Annotated in this window: 17 protein-coding genes; 11 read left to right on the top strand and 6 right to left on the bottom strand. The window is 66.5% G+C overall.

The annotated features are described in order from the left end of the window. Positions 1-7: 7 nt before the first annotated feature. The 3 genes from rpsR to GV044_RS12500 all read right to left on the bottom strand — a co-directional run bounded on the left by rpsR (position 8) and on the right by GV044_RS12500 (position 1361). A complete protein-coding gene (gene rpsR / locus GV044_RS12510; RefSeq protein ID WP_008994285.1) occupies positions 8-232 on the bottom strand; it encodes a 30S ribosomal protein S18 in 225 nt (74 codons plus the stop codon). 3 nt (positions 233-235) lie between these two features. Further along, positions 236-598, bottom strand: a complete 363-nt coding sequence (rpsF, locus tag GV044_RS12505) for a 30S ribosomal protein S6 (protein WP_159870194.1) — start codon at positions 596-598, stop codon at positions 236-238. A gap of 115 nt (positions 599-713) precedes the next feature. Further along, entirely contained in the window at positions 714-1361 is a 648-nt protein-coding gene (locus GV044_RS12500; protein WP_159870191.1) for a trimeric intracellular cation channel family protein, read from the bottom strand. A 146-nt stretch (positions 1362-1507) separates the two neighbouring features. Here GV044_RS12500 and GV044_RS12495 point away from each other — a divergent pair, with 146 nt between their 5' ends. After that, entirely contained in the window at positions 1508-2323 is an 816-nt protein-coding gene (locus GV044_RS12495; RefSeq protein WP_159870188.1) for a hypothetical protein, read from the top strand. Positions 2324-2328: 5 nt separating this feature from the next. Here GV044_RS12495 and GV044_RS12490 read toward each other — a convergent pair whose 3' ends face one another. Both GV044_RS12490 and GV044_RS12485 read right to left on the bottom strand, forming a co-directional pair. Then, complete coding sequence (locus GV044_RS12490; protein WP_159870185.1) at positions 2329-2718, bottom strand: hypothetical protein; 390 nt, start codon at positions 2716-2718, stop codon at positions 2329-2331. 5 nt (positions 2719-2723) lie between these two features. Further along, positions 2724-4751: a transglycosylase domain-containing protein gene (locus GV044_RS12485; RefSeq protein ID WP_159870182.1), complete on the bottom strand. Its 2028-nt coding sequence runs from the start codon at positions 4749-4751 to the stop codon at positions 2724-2726. A gap of 152 nt (positions 4752-4903) precedes the next feature. Between GV044_RS12485 and GV044_RS12480 the strand changes: the two genes are divergently transcribed. Beyond that, positions 4904-5851, top strand: coding sequence for a DUF808 domain-containing protein (locus GV044_RS12480; RefSeq protein WP_159870179.1), 948 nt, complete (start codon positions 4904-4906; stop codon positions 5849-5851). Between the two features lie 7 nt (positions 5852-5858). On the opposite strand, the gene murC is transcribed toward GV044_RS12480, so the two are convergent. Beyond that, positions 5859-7280: a UDP-N-acetylmuramate--L-alanine ligase gene (gene murC / locus GV044_RS12475; RefSeq protein ID WP_159870176.1), complete on the bottom strand. Its 1422-nt coding sequence runs from the start codon at positions 7278-7280 to the stop codon at positions 5859-5861. A gap of 175 nt (positions 7281-7455) precedes the next feature. On the opposite strand from murC, the gene GV044_RS12470 reads away from it, so the two are divergent. The 9 genes from GV044_RS12470 to GV044_RS12430 all read left to right on the top strand — a co-directional run bounded on the left by GV044_RS12470 (position 7456) and on the right by GV044_RS12430 (position 16682). After that, positions 7456-8283, top strand: a complete 828-nt coding sequence (locus tag GV044_RS12470) for an LD-carboxypeptidase (RefSeq protein WP_159870173.1) — start codon at positions 7456-7458, stop codon at positions 8281-8283. A gap of 70 nt (positions 8284-8353) precedes the next feature. Beyond that, on the top strand, positions 8354-9289 hold the full coding sequence (gene fabD, locus GV044_RS12465; RefSeq protein WP_159870170.1) for an ACP S-malonyltransferase: 936 nt from the start codon (positions 8354-8356) through the stop codon (positions 9287-9289). 55 nt (positions 9290-9344) lie between these two features. Continuing rightward, the gene (gene fabG / locus GV044_RS12460; RefSeq protein ID WP_159870167.1) at positions 9345-10109 is read left to right on the top strand and encodes a 3-oxoacyl-[acyl-carrier-protein] reductase; all 765 of its coding nucleotides are present in this window, start codon (positions 9345-9347) and stop codon (positions 10107-10109) included. 161 nt (positions 10110-10270) lie between these two features. Beyond that, entirely contained in the window at positions 10271-11389 is a 1119-nt protein-coding gene (gene dnaN, locus GV044_RS12455) for a DNA polymerase III subunit beta (RefSeq protein ID WP_159870164.1), read from the top strand. 455 nt (positions 11390-11844) lie between these two features. Beyond that, the gene (gene rpsM / locus GV044_RS12450; RefSeq protein WP_103728322.1) at positions 11845-12213 is read left to right on the top strand and encodes a 30S ribosomal protein S13; all 369 of its coding nucleotides are present in this window, start codon (positions 11845-11847) and stop codon (positions 12211-12213) included. Between the two features lie 69 nt (positions 12214-12282). Then, positions 12283-12672: a 30S ribosomal protein S11 gene (gene rpsK / locus GV044_RS12445; RefSeq protein ID WP_058736858.1), complete on the top strand. Its 390-nt coding sequence runs from the start codon at positions 12283-12285 to the stop codon at positions 12670-12672. 118 nt (positions 12673-12790) lie between these two features. After that, positions 12791-13858 (top strand): DNA-directed RNA polymerase subunit alpha, encoded by a 1068-nt coding sequence (locus tag GV044_RS12440; RefSeq protein ID WP_159870161.1) that lies wholly within the window; start codon positions 12791-12793, stop codon positions 13856-13858. A gap of 114 nt (positions 13859-13972) precedes the next feature. Then, positions 13973-14395, top strand: a complete 423-nt coding sequence (rplQ, locus tag GV044_RS12435) for a 50S ribosomal protein L17 (RefSeq protein WP_159870158.1) — start codon at positions 13973-13975, stop codon at positions 14393-14395. A 166-nt stretch (positions 14396-14561) separates the two neighbouring features. Beyond that, positions 14562-16682 carry a prolyl oligopeptidase family protein gene (locus tag GV044_RS12430; protein WP_159870155.1) on the top strand — a complete coding sequence of 707 codons (2121 nt, stop codon included), beginning with the start codon at positions 14562-14564 and terminating at the stop codon, positions 16680-16682. Positions 16683-16727: the final 45 nt, after the last annotated feature.

Genomic DNA, 16727 nt, shown 5'->3' with positions numbered 1-16727 from the left:
TTGCTCCTTACTTCACGATGTACGGAAGCAGGCCGATGTGCCGGGCGCGCTTGATAGCCTGGCCCAGCTCACGCTGCTTCTTGGCGGACACCGCGGTGATGCGGCTGGGGACGATCTTGCCCCGCTCGGACATGAAGCCCTGCAGCAGGCGCACGTCCTTGTAATCGATCTTCGGCGCGTTCTTGCCCGAGAACGGGCAGGACTTGCGGCGGCGGAAAAAGGCGCGTGCCATGGGTCAGGCTCCTTCGCGTTCGCGACGGCGAGTACGCTCGCGGTCGGACTTGCGCATCATCACCGAGGGGCCTTCCTCGTGCTCGTCAACGCGGATCGTCACCCAGCGGATGATGTCCTCGTTAATGGCGGTCTGACGCTCCAACTCGGCAACGGCGGCGCCGTCGGCATCGAGGTTGAGCATCACGAAGTGAGCCTTGCGGTTGCGCTTGATCTTGTAGGCGAGATTCTTGAGGCCCCACGACTCAGTCTTGACGACCTTGCCCTGGTTGGCTTCGACGATCTCGGTGGCGGTGGTGGCGAGCGCGTCGACTTGCGACTGGCTCAGATCCTGGCGCGCCAGGAACACGTGCTCATAATGAGCCACGGCAGCTTCCTTCACATCTGTAACCGATCGCTGGCTGATCCGCACGATTGCGGGGCCCCTCCGGCTTTCTTGGAAAGCGGGCCCATACAGGGTTTTGTGCAGATAGCAAGGATGCTCACGCGCCGCGATGGGGCGGCAGGGTGATCTTCCACACGATGGCGGCCGCGCGGGTTGCAAAGCCGGCCAGGAAGCCGAGCAGTGCGGGGAGCGGCGCCGAGAGGCCAAGCGAAGTCAGGACCACGAACAAGGTCGCCGCCGCAAGCGCTGCGGTGACGTAAAGCTCGTGACGCAGCAGGATCGAGGGTACGCCCGCGGTAATGTCGCGGATCACGCCTCCCAGGCACGCGGTGATCACGCCCGCCGCAACCGCCGGGATCGGCCCGATCCCGAACTGCAGCGCCTTGCCAGCGCCGTAAACCGCGTAGGCGGCGAGGCCCATGGCATCGAACCAATCGAGCGCCCGCTCGGGCCACCACTTGAGCGGGATCGCCCAGGCCGCCAATGCCACGCCGAGGCACAGCAGCACCGGCGCGGCATCCTGCATCCAGAACACCGGGGCGCGGATGAGAAGGTCGCGCAGGGTGCCGCCCCCGGTCGCGGTGATCAGCGCGAAGAAACACCCGCCCACGAAGTCCAGTCGCTTGCGCACCGCCGCCAGCGCGCCCGAGGCAGCGAAGACCGCGAGTCCGGCAAGATTCAGCCACGGAAGCAGGACCTGGATCTGCGCAGTCTGGAAAGGAAGGGCGGGCAACACGGCAGTCATGTCCTGCGCTTAGACCGGGGGCTCGCGGGCGTCACCGGTGTATCGCGCCGCGAGGTTGACACCGGCGGCGGAGAGGCGGAAACTTTGGATCGGTTGTGGGCTGCCAGTCAGCCGCACGAACGTGCCTTGGGGAGGGGCTCGCGTCCATGCCGTACCGCACCGCACCGATCGCCATGGCCTTCCTGCTCGCGCTGACTGGCATCGCGTTCTGGCCTGCCTACTACAGCGTACTGCAAAGCGCGCCGCTGGCGTTTCACGTCCATGGCGCAACGGCAACGATCTGGATCGTGCTGCTCGGATTGCAGAGCTGGTCTGCCCACCGCCAGCTGCTTCCCGTCCATGCTTTTGCCGGGAAGGCGAGCGTCGCCTACTTCCCGTTGCTGCTTGCCGGCATGGGCGGTGTTCTGCACAGCATGGCAGCGGCGACGCCCGCGGATCCGTTCTACGCGGTTCACGGTGCGCATCTGGGCATGATCGACGTGATCGCCGGCGGCATGGTGGCCTGGTTGTTCTCGCGCGCGCTGGCGTTTCGACGTCGTCCTCACCTGCACCCGCGATACATGATGGCGACCGTGCTGTTTCTCCTCGCGCCGATCATCGGGCGCATCATAGGCGGCTTCGTGCCGATGCTGCAGATCCATGGGCCGGCGGAGTTCTGGAAGTTCAGTTATGCCGTGGAGGCCGCCAACCTCGTTGCCATCGCGGTGGCAGCGGCGCTTTATTTCGAGGCGCCGCGCCATGGTCGACCGTTCGCCGTCAGTGCCGCCGCCTTGGCAGTCCAGAGCGTGCTGTTCCCGATCGTTGGTGAGAGCGCCGCATGGAACGCTGTGTTCCTGGGCATCGGCGCCCTGCCGCTTTCGCTCGTGCTGGCTGTGGCTGCGGCGGTTGGTCTCGCCGCCGCCTGGTCGGGCTGGGTGGCAGGTGCGCGAAGTCTTGCCCCGACGCGCATGAGCGCTGCCTGAGCCATTCAACTCACACGAAAATGGGCGGGCACGAGCCGGATCGGCAGTGGCTGAGCGAGTGGTCGCCAGCCGAGTGCGGCGATCACTGCATTGCTTTCCACGGCGCGCCGTCCGGCAGCTTTGTCGAGCGACCAAGTGATGTGGAAGGTACCTCCATCCTCCCTGATGGTGGTGCCGCCGATCTGCACGACGAGTGCCTGCACACCGACCCCATCGTCGATCTCGCCGACGACTCCGCCGTGCGTTTGACTGGGCAGCGCGGTGGTCTCGTCGGTGCCGGTGCGCAAGGTGACATGATCGGCGACCACATCTGGGAATACCGGCGCGAAGCGGGTGAGAAGGCGGGCCCGGTCGTCCTCGTTCAGCTTCCAGCCGGTCACGTACCGAACGCTCATCGGGTCTACTCTGTGTCCTCCGGAGGATAGTCCGGCGGAGCCGGTGCTTCGTCCCCGTAGGGTGCGGACGGAGGTCCGGGTGCTATGAGCGGTGGAGCGACATTGCCGTTGTCAGGCGCAGGAGCGCCGAACGGCGCAACGGGCAGCTGAATCGTCGGCGCGCCCTGGTCGGCGCCGTCGGCCTCATCCTCGTAGCCGTCCTGAACGTCGAGGCCGGGCGTGTCCTCCGCGCCCCAAAGGCGACGTTCGCGCGCGGCGCGAGGTGGGGCCGGGATCGGAATGGACTTCAGCCGCAACCCGCTCATGAACGATCGCCAGACTTGTGCGGGCATGTGGCCGCCGCTGGCGCCGGGGATCGGCTTGTTGTCGTCGCGACCGATCCAGATCGCGGTGACGAGGTCGCCCGAGAAGCCGACGAACAGGGTGTCACGCCCGTCCTGGGAGGTGCCGGTCTTGCCGAACACAGGCAGTCGCAACGAGGCGGCGCGGCGGCCGGTGCCGGCATTGGCCGCTTCCCAAAGGAGGTCGAGCATCGGCGCCCACTCACGCTGTTCGTCGAGCCGCTTGGCGGGCAGCTTGGTGCCGTCGATCAGCCCGTGGACCTGAACCGGATAGCGGCCTAGCGCGAAGGCAGCGTAGGCACCGGCGAGCTCCTCGAGGGTGAGCGTTGCCGTGCCGAGCGGCAGGCTGGGCGCGCCTTCGGGAAGGGCAGAGGTGATGCCAAGGTCGTGAGCGGCGCGTACCACTTCGCGGTAGCCCGCCGCCCGGGCGATGCGCACCGCGGCCGTGTTGCTGGACACGGCGAAGGCCTCGCGCAGGGTCATCGGCCCGCGATAGCCGCGGTAGCCATTGGTCGGGCGCCACTCGCCCACCACGATCGGGGCGTCGAACACCACGTCGTCCGGACGGGCGCCGGCGCGCAGGGCGGCGAAGTAGTCGAACAGCTTGAAGGTGGAGCCGGGTTGGCGCCGCGCCTGGCTGACGCGGTTGAAGGCGCCCGGCTGCCAGTCGCTGCCGCCCACAAGCGCGGCAACACGCCCGTCCGGCCGTAGCGCGATCAGAGCGATCTCGGCGCCCCCGAGCCGCGCCTGATCTACCGCTCGCTCGGCGCGGCGCTGGATGTCGGGCTCGAGCGTGGTGGCGATGCGGCCGGCGCTGTCTTCGGGCAGGCGGGTGTAGAGCCAGTCGGCGAACCAGCCGGCGCTCTCGCGCGTGCGACCAGAGGATACGACGCGTGGATTACGCACTCGTTTGGCTTCGCGATCGGTGATGAACCCGGCGTCGGCCATTGCACCCAGCACCACGCGCATGCGGGCGCGGGCTGCCGCGCGGTCCACCGTGGGAGCGAGGCGAGAGGGCGCCTTGACCAACCCCGCCAGCATCGCGGCCTGGCCGAGCGTCAGCTTCTCGGGCGCCTTGTCGAAGTAGAAGCGCGCGGCGGCGGCAAGGCCCGTCTGCTGCGCGCCGAAGTACGCGTGCTCCAGGTAGCGCGAGAGGATCTCGTCCTTGCTCATCCAGTTCTCGACCCAGTCGGCGAGCAGCAGTTCCTTGAACTTGCGGGTCCAGGTGCGGTCGTGAGTGAGGAAGGCGTTCTTGACGTACTGCTGCGTAATCGTCGAGCCGCCCTGCGACACGCCACCCGCGCGCAAGTTGGTCAGCACCGCGCGGGCGAGGCCGCGATAGTCGAGCGCGCCGTGGCTGTAGAAGCGGCGGTCCTCGATCGCGAGAAACGCGTCGCGCACGTCGTCCGGCAGCGTGGCGGCGTCGATCCGTTCGGAGGGGCGTGGGCCGCGGTGCGCGAAGACTTTGCCGTTCGCGTCGAGCAGGTCGACGCCCGCCAGCCGCGGCGTAGCGTTGAGGCGCCATGGCGGGGCCATCCAGGTCTGCCACAGCACAAGGCCTAAGAGCAGCAGCAGGAACAGCGCCAGGAAGGGATGCGCGCGGACATGGCGGCGAAGGACCGCGCTGCGCTGCGCCCTTGGCTTCGCTTCCGTGGCAACGCCCGTCGAGGCGCCCGTCGCAGCGTCCGTCATCGTCCCGCCTCGATCGCGCGCATTGTTTTGTAACGCGCCGCCCGGTCCAAGGATGCAACCGCGTCGGCCTGCACGCATTTCCGCCTTCGTTCTCGCATTGCGCCCTGGAATCGGCCAGAGCGGGCGCGGTTGCAACAGGGGAGCTTACCGCCATGCCATCTGGTCTCGTCGCCTTGCTCGACGATGTCGCCGTCATCGCCCGCGCCGCGGCCGCCTCGGTAGACGATGTCGCGGCCGGGATCGCCAAGGCGGGCAGCAAGGCCGCCGGCGTGGTGATCGACGATGCGGCGGTGACGCCGTCCTACGTGACGGACTTCACGCCCGATCGCGAACTGCCGGTGATCTGGGCGATCGCCAAGGGCTCGCTGTTCAACAAGCTGGTCATCCTGCTGCCCGTGGCGCTGCTGCTCAGCCAGTTCCTGCCCTGGGCGATCACACCGCTGCTGATGCTGGGCGGCGCGTACCTTTCGTTCGAGGGCGCCGAGAAGGTGGTGGAGAAGCTGGGCGGCGCCAAGCACGGCGAGACGTTGGAGGATCAGCCGACCGACGTCGCCGCGTTCGAAAAGGCGCGTGTTTCGGGCGCGGTGCGCACCGACCTGATCCTCTCGGCCGAGATCATGGCCATCGCGCTCGCAGAAGTGGCGGACCAGACCTTCATCGGGCGCGCGGTGATCCTGGCGTTGGTCGGCGTGGTGATCACGATCATGGTCTATGGCGCCGTCGCGCTGATCGTGAAGATGGACGACATCGGCCTGCATCTGGCCAAGAAGGACAGCGCGTCTGCGCAGAGCACCGGCAAGGCGCTCCTTCGTGCGATGCCGATCCTGCTGACCGTGCTGGCGAGCGTTGGCACGGTGGCGATGCTGTGGGTCGGCGGCGGGATCATCCTGCATGGCACGGAGGAACTCGGCTTCGGAGCGCTGGCGCACTTCGCGCACGGTGCGCAGCACGGCGTGGCGCAAGCGACCGGCGCGTTGGGTGGCGTGCTGGGTTGGCTGACGTATGCGGTGCTTTCCGCGATTGTCGGGCTGGTGCTGGGCGGAGTGATCGCATTCGCGGTGCATCTGGTGGCGAAGACCAGGGGCAAGGCGCCGCATTGAGCCGCCCTTAGCGTAACCTCGACAGCAGATCCTGCGCGAAGGTGGTCAAGGTATCGTCCCGCGCACCCATGATCACCACGCGGTCGCCTGGCTGAGCGAGTTCGACGATCCGCTCGCCACATTCTTCACGGGTCGGCACATACTCTGCTTGGGCGCCGGCGGCACGGATCAGCTCGACGATCCGCTCGCTGCCTTCGCTGCGGTCGACGGTGCCGCCGAAGTAGACCGGATCGCACAGCAGCACCACGTCATCGCCGCCCAGCAACCTCGCGAAGACCTCGGCAAGCTCGGCACCCATTTGCCGCAAGGGGCCGTACCCATGTGGCTGGAAGAACGCGACGACGCGGCCCGGGTGCGCCTTGAGCGTCGCCAGCGTGGCCGACACCTTGTCGGGGTTGTGCCCGAAGTCGTCGATGACCGTCACGCCCGATGGGCTGGTGCCGATCACGTCGAACCGCCGCGCCAGGCCCTCGAAGCTGCCGAGCGCGGCGACCGCTTCGGCCAGCGGCACGCCGAGTGCGACACAGCCCGCCAGCGCGGCGAGGGCATTGTAGAGATTGTGGCGGCCGGGCTGCTGCAGCACCAGCGCATGTGCCTCGCCGCTGCGACGGTCGACAATGCGCGCTTCGATGACGTCCGCCCATTGCACCACGCTGCCGGGCTCCACGCCGATGGCAGCGTCCTGGCTCTCCAGGCCGAAGCTGAGCAGCTGGTTCGCCCGCGACGCCAGCTCGGCGCTTTCCGCATCGTCGAGGTTCACCACACCTACTTGTGAGGCCGCCAGGAAGGCGCCGAAGAGGGCGCGCAGTTCCTCCAGGCTCTTGTGGTCGAGGCTGACGTTGCCGAGCACCGCCACCTCGGGCCGATAGAGCGCGATCGATCCATCGCTCTCGTCCACCTCAGAGACGAACACGCCGCCTTGGCCGACACGCGCGCTGGCGAAGGGCGCGTCGGGTGCGCGGAAGTTCTTCATCACGGCGCCGTTCATGATGGTCGGATCGCGACGGCACGCGGTGAGGATCCAGCCGATCATGCCGGTGACCGTCGACTTGCCGCTGGTGCCCCCCACTGCGATCCCGCGCGGGGAGGCGTTGAACAGGGCGGCGAGCAGCTGCGCGCGGCTCATCCGCTCGCAACCGAGTTCTCGCGCCCGCACGACTTCTGGCACCGTGTCCTCGACCGCGGCCGAGGCGACCAGCACCTGGTCGGCCGAGATGACGCCGCTGCCGTCCTGCGGGAACAGCTGGAAGCCTTCGCTCTCCAGCCAGGCGAACTTGGCCGTGCTGCGTCCCTGGTCGCGGCTACGGTCCGAGCCCGCGACTGATGCGCCCAGACCCTTGAGGATCAGCGCGAGCGGCAGCATGCCCGAGCCGCCGATGCCGCAGAAGAACCAGGGATGGGCGGTGAGGTCAGTGGTGGGAGCGGTCATGTGGCAGCGGATAACGCAGCAGGCGCCGGCAGGCCAGTCCGGCGGACTGTCACTTGTGTTACGACAACCGCAATTGCGATCGGGGGCTACGAGAAGGGATAGCACTCACCTGACATGTTGAGGACCGTGTTGCCTGGACTGGCATTCACGCCCGTCCGGTGCTTTGGTCCCGCACATGATCCGCATCGCCGTTTGCGCCCCATCCGCACCGATCCTGCCTGAGGACGCAGATCGCGTGCATGCTCTCGCCGCCGCCGAGTTCCCGAATGTCGAACTCCACATCCACCCACAAAGCTTTGCCGTCGACGGTCACTTCGCCGGGAGCGACGCGCAGCGGCTGGATGCCCTGGTCGAGTGCGCGAACGACCCCACGTTCGACGCGGTATGGTTCGCCCGCGGCGGCTATGGCGCGTGTCGCATCGCTGAGGACGCAGTGCGCCGCTTCGATCGCAATGCCCGCAACAAGACCTGGCTCGGCTACTCCGACGCCGGCTACTTGCTCGGTGCGCTCTATCGCGAGCGGATCGGTCATCCGGTTCACGCGCCGATGCTCGCCTGCATGCGCCGCGAGGGCGGGGACGAGGCCGCTCGGCGCGCCCTTCGGTTCCTCAACGGCGATCGCTCCGGCATCGAACCGTCGGTGGGCGATCGGCCGACAGTGGCGTTCAACTTGATGACGCTGGCGATGCTCTGCGGCACGCCGCTGATGCCGGGCCTGGCCGGTCACGTCGTCATGGTCGAGGAAGTGTCAGAGCACCTTTACGCCATCGACCGCCTGTTCTTCCACCTCACCGCGCACCTAGGCGGCGTTGCCGGCCTGCGCCTCGGCCGGGTCAGCGACGTGCCGCAGAACGACCGCGAATTCGGCGCCACAGCCGAGCAGATCGCCCGTCACTGGTGCGAGCGGCACGCCATCGCCTACCTCGGCAGTGCAGACATCGGCCACGATGCCGCCAACAAGATCGTGCCATTCGGGCTTGCCGCAGCCCCGCAACCACAATAGTCCGCCGCGCCACGTCATCGAATCGTCACAGGTTGGCCAGAAGAGCCGCCGCACACCGAAAGTGGTAGCCATGCGTGCATTTGTGTTCCCCGGACAAGGCAGTCAGAAGATCGGCATGGGCGCGGATCTCGCCGCAGCCAGCGCGGTAGCGCGCGAGGTGTTCGAAGAGGTCGACGACGTGCTCGGCCAGAAGCTCTCGACCATCATGCGCGAGGGCCCGGAGGACCAGCTGACTCTCACCGAGAACGCCCAGCCTGCGATCATGGCCAATGCCATCGCCGTGCTGCGCGTGCTGGAGAAGGAAGGCGGCATCTCGATCGCGAGCAAGTGCGATTTCGTGGCCGGCCACTCGCTCGGCGAGTACACTGCGCTGTGTGCCGTCGGTGCCTTCAGCCTGGCCGACACCGCGCGCCTGCTGAAGCTACGCGGCCGGTCGATGCAGGCCGCGGTTCCGGTGGGGCAGGGCGCAATGGCGGCCTTGCTGGGCGCCGACATCGAGAAGGCGACGGCGCTGGCCGAAGCCGCGGCGCAAGGCCAGGTCTGCTCCGTCGCCAACGACAACGATCCGGGCCAGGTCGTGCTCTCGGGCCACCGCGAGGCGGTCGAGCGCGCAATCGCTTTGGTTAAGGAGCACGGCATCAAGCGGGGCATCGCGCTGCCCGTCTCCGCGCCCTTCCATTGCGCGCTGATGGCACCCGCGGCCGATGCCATGGCCGAGGCACTCGACGCAACAGCCCCGGGCACGCTGCGCCTGCCGCTCTTCGCGAACGTCACTGCAGCGATGACGGCTGATCCCGAGGAAGTGAAGCGATTGCTGGTGGAGCAAGTCACCGGCCGCGTCCGCTGGCGCGAAAGCGCCATCGCCATGCACGAGGCAGGCGTGGAACACTTCGTCGAGATCGGCGGCAAGGTCGTCGGCCCGATGATCAAGCGTTCGGCCGGGGACGTAGAGGTGACCTCCGTCTCGACCATGGACGAGATCGAGGCGCTGGCGAAGGCGCTTTGATCCGCTAAGCTCAAAGCGAGCAGCTCCACGCTGATAATGGATGACGGAGAGTAGAATGTTCGACCTTCACGGAATGACCGCCCTCGTCACCGGCGCTTCGGGCGGCATCGGTTCGGCGATTGCGCGCGGGCTGGCGGCGCAGGGCGCTCGGCTGGCGATCTCGGGCTCGAACCAGACCAAGCTGCGCGCGTTCCGAGACGAGTTGGACGAGCATTCGCCCCAGCACCTGCAGGACGTCGACCATGTCGCCATCGCTTGCGACTTGTCGAGCGCCGAGCAAGTCGAGAAGCTCGTGCCGGCCGCCATGGACTCGCTCGGCAAGATCGACATCCTGATCAACAACGCCGGCATCACCCGCGACAACCTCGCCATGCGGATGAAGGATGACGAGTGGGATGCCGTCATCCGGGTCAACCTGGAGTCCGCGTTCCGCCTGATGCGCGCTGTGACCAAGCCGATGATGAAGGCCAGGTTCGGCCGCATCATCACGGTCACCTCGATCGTGGGCACAACCGGCAACCCCGGTCAGATGAACTACTGCGCCAGCAAGGGCGGGCTCACCGCGATGTCCAAGAGCCTGGCGCAGGAACTCGCCAGCCGCAACGTGACGGTGAACTGCGTCGCCCCCGGCTTCATCAGAACCGCCATGACCGAGGTGCTGCCCGACGCCCAGAAGGACGCACTCAACGCCAAGATCCCGATGGGCCGCATGGGCGAGGGCGCAGACATCGCCGCCGCCTGCGTGTTCCTCGCCAGCAAGGACGCGGGCTACGTCACCGGGCAGACGATCCACGTCAACGGCGGCATGGCGATGATCTGAGGCGGGCGATGATCTGAAGCGGGACAATCCCCGCCCTTATCCCCAGATACCCGCGGTTCCGGGCTGTTCCCGCTTGCTGCCCCAAGACTCGTCGCTAGAGAGGGTGGTCCTTATTCACTTGCACGAACTGCCGGCCGTGACCCGGGGGACATGAGGCGATCATGAAGGCCACCATCGAACGTTCCACGCTGCTGCGTTGCTTGTCCCACGTCCAGTCCGTGGTGGAGCGGCGCAACACGATTCCCATCCTTTCGAACGTGCTTATCGAGGCCGCCTCGGGTGGGGCGCTCAAGATCATGGCGACCGACCTCGACTTGCAGGTGGTGGAGACGATCGGTGCCATCGCCGTGGAGCAGCCCGGCGCTATCACCGTCTCGGCGCACTTGCTGTTCGACATCGCGCGCAAACTGCCGGACGGCAGCCAGGTCAGCCTGGATGCCGCGGACAACCGCATGGTCGTGAAGGCGGGGCGCAGCCGCTTCCAGCTGCCGACGCTGCCGCGCGACGATTTCCCGATGATCGCCGAAGGCGAGCTGCCGACCAGCTTCGAGATCCCGGCGGCGACGCTCGGCCAACTGATCGATCGCACCCGCTTCGCCATTTCGACCGAAGAGACGCGGTACTACCTGAACGGCATCTTCTTCCATGTCGCCGACGACCAGCTCAAGGCTGCGGCAACAGACGGCCATCGGCTCGCCCGCTTCACCCTGGCCTGCCCGGATGGCGCACAAGGCATGCCGGACGTGATCGTGCCGCGTAAGTGCGTGGCCGAACTGCGCAAGCTGCTCGAGGAGTCGCTCGACACCAACGTGCTGGTCGAACTGTCGGCCAGCAAAGTGCGCTTCACGCTCGGCGGCGAGCATGGCGTGGTCCTGACCAGCAAGCTGATCGACGGCACCTTCCCCGACTACAGCCGCGTGATCCCGACGGGCAACGACAAGCTGCTAAAGGTCGATCCCCGCTCGTTCTTCGAAGGCGTCGACCGCGTTGCGACGATCGCCACCGAGAAGACGCGCGCAGTGAAGATGGCGCTCGACAACGACAAGGTGACACTCTCCGTCACCTCGCCCGACAACGGTACCGCGGCCGAGGAAGTGCCGGCGCAGTATGGTGCGGAAGGCTTCGAGATCGGCTTCAATGCGAACTACCTCAAGGACATCCTTGGGCAGATTGAGGGCGACACAGTCGAGCTGCACTTGGCCGACGCCGGCGCGCCGACGCTGATCCGGCAGGACGACAAGAGCCCGGCGCTCTACGTGCTGATGCCGATGCGAGTCTGACGAGACCTCCTGGGCCTCTTCTGTCATCCCGGGCGTGACCCGGGATCCTGCTTCTGCTTGCGATGGCGACGGCGGAGAAGAACAGCGGGGCCCCGGATCAAGTCCGGGGCGATGAGTTAGCGGGTCTGTCGGATTGGAGCGATACGGGTGGTTGTCTCCATTCCTCACCTTTGACTGTGCCCCGCACCTGCGGTACAATGCCAATCAACGTCACCCCCACCCCCGTCGGCTCCAGCGACGAGGGGTTCGCGGACCGTGCTGCGTCGGCGTTGACACTTCTCCCGAATCGTTCTAAGCGCCCCGCTCGCTCGACAGAAACGGCCGTGTCCGCAAAGGCGTTTGGCATGCATGCCTCGCCAGCCGGATCTCTTGCCGTTGGGATCATCCCGCTGTCACAAGAGCGTCAACGCGATGAGATAGGGGGGCCACGCTCCCCTGTGGAGCAGGAGAATTAAGTGGCTCGTATTGCCGGGGTAAACCTCCCCACGAACAAGCGCGTGATCATCGCGCTGACCTACATCCATGGTATCGGTCGCACCAAGGCCGTCGAGATCGCCGACAAGCTCGGCATCGACCACACCCGCCGCGTGCAGGATCTCTCGGACGCCGAAGTGCTTCAGATCCGCGAGACGATCGATGCCGATCACACCGTCGAGGGTGACCTTCGTCGCGAGACCGCGATGAACATCAAGCGCCTGATGGACCTCGCCTGCTACCGTGGCCTGCGTCACCGCAAGGGCCTGCCGGTCCGTGGCCAGCGCACGCACACCAATGCGCGCACCCGCAAGGGCAAGGCCAAGCCGATCGCCGGCAAGAAGAAGTAAGCCGCGCCGCCCTGGTTCAATCCGGGGCAAGCAGCTTCCCCTCAGCGTTTATCGACAGGATCAACCCACATGGCACGCGAACCTCAGCGCATTAAGCGCCGCGAGCGCAAGAACATCTCCAGCGGCATTGCGCACGTCAACGCCAGCTTCAACAACACCATGGTGACCATCACTGACGCCCAGGGCAACGCGATCTCGTGGTCCTCGGCCGGCATGATGGGCTTCAAGGGCAGCCGCAAGTCGACGCCGTACGCCGCCCAGGTGGCCGCGGACGATGCCGGCAAGAAGGCCGCCGAGCACGGCGTCCGCACGCTTGAAGTCGAAGTCAAGGGCCCGGGTTCGGGCCGTGAGAGCGCACTGCGCGCCCTCCAGGCGGTCGGCTTCACCATCACCTCGATCCGCGACGTGACCCCGATCCCGCACAACGGCGTTCGCCCCTCCAAGCGTCGCCGCGTCTGACCGGACTTGGGTGGAGCGTGGATCGGGTTCCTAGGCCGGTCGACCTCCACCTCGCATCGGCCGCGGCCCATCAGGGCTTCGCGGCCGAAGTCGCACTGAATTACCCCAGGGGAAGCACATGACAGTCAACATCAAGAACTGGCAGGAACTCAAGAAGCCCAACAGCCTTGAGATCAAGCCGGGGGCTGACCCCAAGCTGCGCGCCACTTTCGTGGCCGAGCCCCTCGAGCGCGGCTTCGGCCTGACGCTCGGCAACGCGCTGCGCCGCGTGCTGCTCTCTTCGCTGCAGGGCGCCGCCATCACGTCGATCAAGATCGAGAACGTCCTGCACGAGTTCAGCTCGCTCGCCGGCGTGCGTGAGGACGTCACCGACATCGTCCTCAACGTCAAGCAGATCGCGCTCAAGATGCAGGGCGAAGGCCCCAAGCGCCTGCAGCTCTCCGCCACCGGCCCCGCCGAGGTGAAGGCTGGCGACATCGCCGTGACCGGCGACATAGAGGTGATGAACAAGAACCTCGTGATCTGCCACCTCGACGAAGGCGCGACGCTGAACATGGAGCTGACCGCGGACAGCGGTAAGGGCTACGTGCCGGCCGTGTCGAACCGTCCGGTCGATGCGCCGATCGGCCTCATCCCGGTCGACTCGCTCTACTCCCCGGTGCGCCAGGTTTCGTACAAGGTCGACAACGCCCGCATCGGTCAGGAGCTCGACTACGACAAGCTGAACCTCACTGTCGAGACTGACGGCACCGTCAGCCCCGAGGACGCGGTCGCTTACGCCGCGCGCATCCTGCAGGACCAGCTGGCGCTGTTCGTCCACTTCGAGGACGTGGCTCCGACCGGCCAGTCGCCGATGATCGGCATGGCCGCTGGCGGCGGCGCTGCAGCGGAAGAGAGCGACACCAACCAGCTCAACCGTTACCTTCTCAAGAAGGTCGACGAGCTGGAACTGTCGGTGCGTTCGGCCAACTGCCTCAAGAACGACAACATCATCTACATCGGCGACCTGGTCCAGAAGACCGAAGCCGAGATGCTGCGTACGCCGAACTTCGGCCGCAAGTCGCTCAACGAGATCAAGGAAGTGCTGTCCTCGATGGGTCTGCGCCTCGGCATGGACATCCCGGGCTGGCCGCCGGAGAACATCGAAGAGATGGCCAAGAAGCTCGAGCAGGAACTGCTGGGCTGAGTTACCGTCCTCTCCCCGCCGGGGAGAGGATTAGAAAGGGAAGGGCCGTCCCCCTCAAGTGACGGCCAGGACCGGGCTACCTCACACGGGCCCCTTACGAACGGAGTACATGAAATGCGTCACAAGATGGGCGGCCGCAAGCTGCAGCGCGCTACGGGTCACCGCACGGCTCTGCTGCGCAACATGGCCGCGGCGCTGATCAAGCACGAGCAGATCCAGACCACGCTGCCCAAGGCACGCGAACTGCGCCCCTATGTCGAGAAGCTGATCACGCTGGCCAAGCGCGGTGGCCTGTCGAACCGTCGCCTGGCGCACTCGCGCTTGATGGACGAGACGCAGGAGCAGAAGCTGTTCGAAATCCTCGCCGAGCGTTACGCTGGCCGCGAGGGTGGCTACAGCCGCATCATCAAGGCAGGTTTTCGTGGTTCGGACGCCGCGCCGATGGCGATCATCGAACTCGTCGACCGTGACGTTGATGCCAAGGGCCAGGACTCGGGCCCGGTGAACACCGACGCCGAAGAGTACGAAGAGGCCTGATCCTCTCCTCCGTGCCCGCGGTTGCCACGTAGGTCCGGGGCACTGAACATCCGGCAATTGCCACGGCGGCTCCGAGCGTTAAAGCTCGGGGCCGCTTTGCTTTTTGCTGGAGAATTTCGTTTTGGCTCCTCGCTCCGGGCGCTTGCGTCCGACCCTCGCGGCTCTCATGACCGTGACCGCTCTTGCCACTTCGCCGACCCGGGCCGACACCATGAAAATGAACTATCCCGCAACCCGCCGCGAACCGCTGGTGGAGCAGCACTTCGGCGAGGCGATCGCCGATCCCTATCGCTGGCTCGAAAACGACGTGCGCAGCGACAAGGAAGTCGCCGGCTGGGTCGAGCGAGAGAATGCGGTCACCCGCCAGTACCTCGACACGCTGCCGCAGCGAGGCTGGTTCGCCGCCAAGATCCGCGAGTTGATTGACTATGAGCGCTTCGGTCTGCCGACCAAGGCGGGTGGTCGCTATTTCTACACCCGCAACTCGGGGCTGCAGAACCAGGCGCAGCTGTTCGTGCGTGAGGGTCTGCACGGTGAGCCGCGGCTGCTGCTCGATCCGAACAGCTGGGCTAAGGATGGCGCCACCGCGCTCGATGGCTGGAAGCCCTCCGACGATGGCAAGCACCTGCTGTTCAGCGTACAGGACGGCGGCAGCGATTGGCGCGTGCTGCACGTGCTCGATGTCGCCACCGGCAAGCAGCTGCCGGACGAAGTGAAGTGGGCCAAGTTCACTGACCTCGCCTGGGCGGGGGCAGACGGCTTCGTTTACTCGCGCTTCCCGGCGCCCGCGGAGGGCACGGCATTCCAGGGCCGCAATTACGACCATGCGGTCTACTACCATCGCCTGGGCACGCCGCAGGAGGCCGACCAGCTGGTGTTCGCGACGCCCGAGCAGCGCGACATGAACCACGACGCGGATGTCACGCAGGATGGCCGCTACCTCGTCATCCGCAGCAGCACGGGTACCGACAGCCGCCAGCAGGTGCGTTACGTCGATCTCCAACGCCGCACGCGCGATGGCTGGAACCCGCGCACGCTGGTGGCAGAGCCGACTAACGACTGGAAGCTCGTCGCCAGCACCGGCACGCGGCTTTGGTTCGTCACCAACAAGGACGCGCCCCGCTACAAGCTGGTGGTGATCGATCTTGCCGAACGCGCGCCGCAGTTCCGGCAAGTCGTGGCCGAGCGTGACGAACTGCTCGAGCGCGCGACGATCATCGGCAATCACCTGATCCTCAACTATCTGAAGGACGCGGCGAGCCATGCCGAGATCGTCGGGCTGGACGGCAAGTCGGTGCGCGACCTGACTTTGGCCGGACTGGGCACGGCTTCGGGTTTCGACGGCAAGCCCGGCGATCCCGAGACGTTCTACAGCTATTCCAGCTTCAACCAGCCTGCGGCGGTGTTCCGCATGGACATCGCCACCGGCAAGTCCGAGCCGTTCGCGCAGCCGGCGATCAAGTTCGATCCGGCCAAGTACCTGATCGAGCAGCGGTTCTACACGTCCAAGGACGGCACCAAGGTGCCGATGTTCGTTGTGCGCAGCAAGGCCGCGGCTGCAGCCGGCAAGGCGCAGCCGACTTTGCTCTATGGCTACGGCGGCTTCGATATTTCGCTGACCCCCGGCTACTCGGCAGTGCGCATGGCGTGGCTGGAGGCGGGCGGCGCCTTTGCCATGGCCAACCTGCGCGGCGGCGGCGAGTACGGCAAGGCGTGGCACGATGCCGGACGCCTTGCCAACAAGCAGAACGTGTTCGACGACTTTATCGCCGCAGGTGAGTACCTCATAGCGCAGGGGATCACGCCTAAGGACGGGCTCTCGATCCAGGGCGGGTCGAACGGCGGCCTGCTGGTGGGCGCTGTGGTGAACCAGCGTCCGGACTTGTTCGCGGCGGCCAATGCGGCGGTCGGCGTCATGGACATGTTGCGTTTCGACCGCTTCACTGCGGGCCGCTACTGGGTGGACGACTACGGGTATCCCGAAAAGGAGGCCGACTTCCGCGTGCTGCGCAAGTACTCGCCCTATCACAACATCCGCTCGGGCGTGGACTATCCCGCCGTGCTGGTGACGACGGCGGACACCGACGACCGCGTAGTGCCTGGGCATAGCTTCAAGTACACTGCGGCACTCCAGCAGGCGCAGGCTGGACCCAAGCCGCACCTGATCCGCATCGAGACGCGGGCGGGGCATGGCTCGGGCAAGCCGACCGACAAGGTGATCGACGAGGGTGCGGACGTGCTTTCGTTCCTGGCGAAGTGGTCGGGGCTAGAAACGCCGGCGCAGTAGCTCCCCTCCCCGGCGGGGAGGGGTTGGGGGTGGGGGAGCGATGCC

The sequence above is a fragment of the Novosphingobium sp. 9U genome (assembly GCF_902506425.1).
Classification (GTDB): domain Bacteria; phylum Pseudomonadota; class Alphaproteobacteria; order Sphingomonadales; family Sphingomonadaceae; genus Novosphingobium.
The sequence above is the reverse complement of the archived record's forward strand: the minus strand, read 5'-3'. Positions and strand labels throughout refer to the sequence as shown.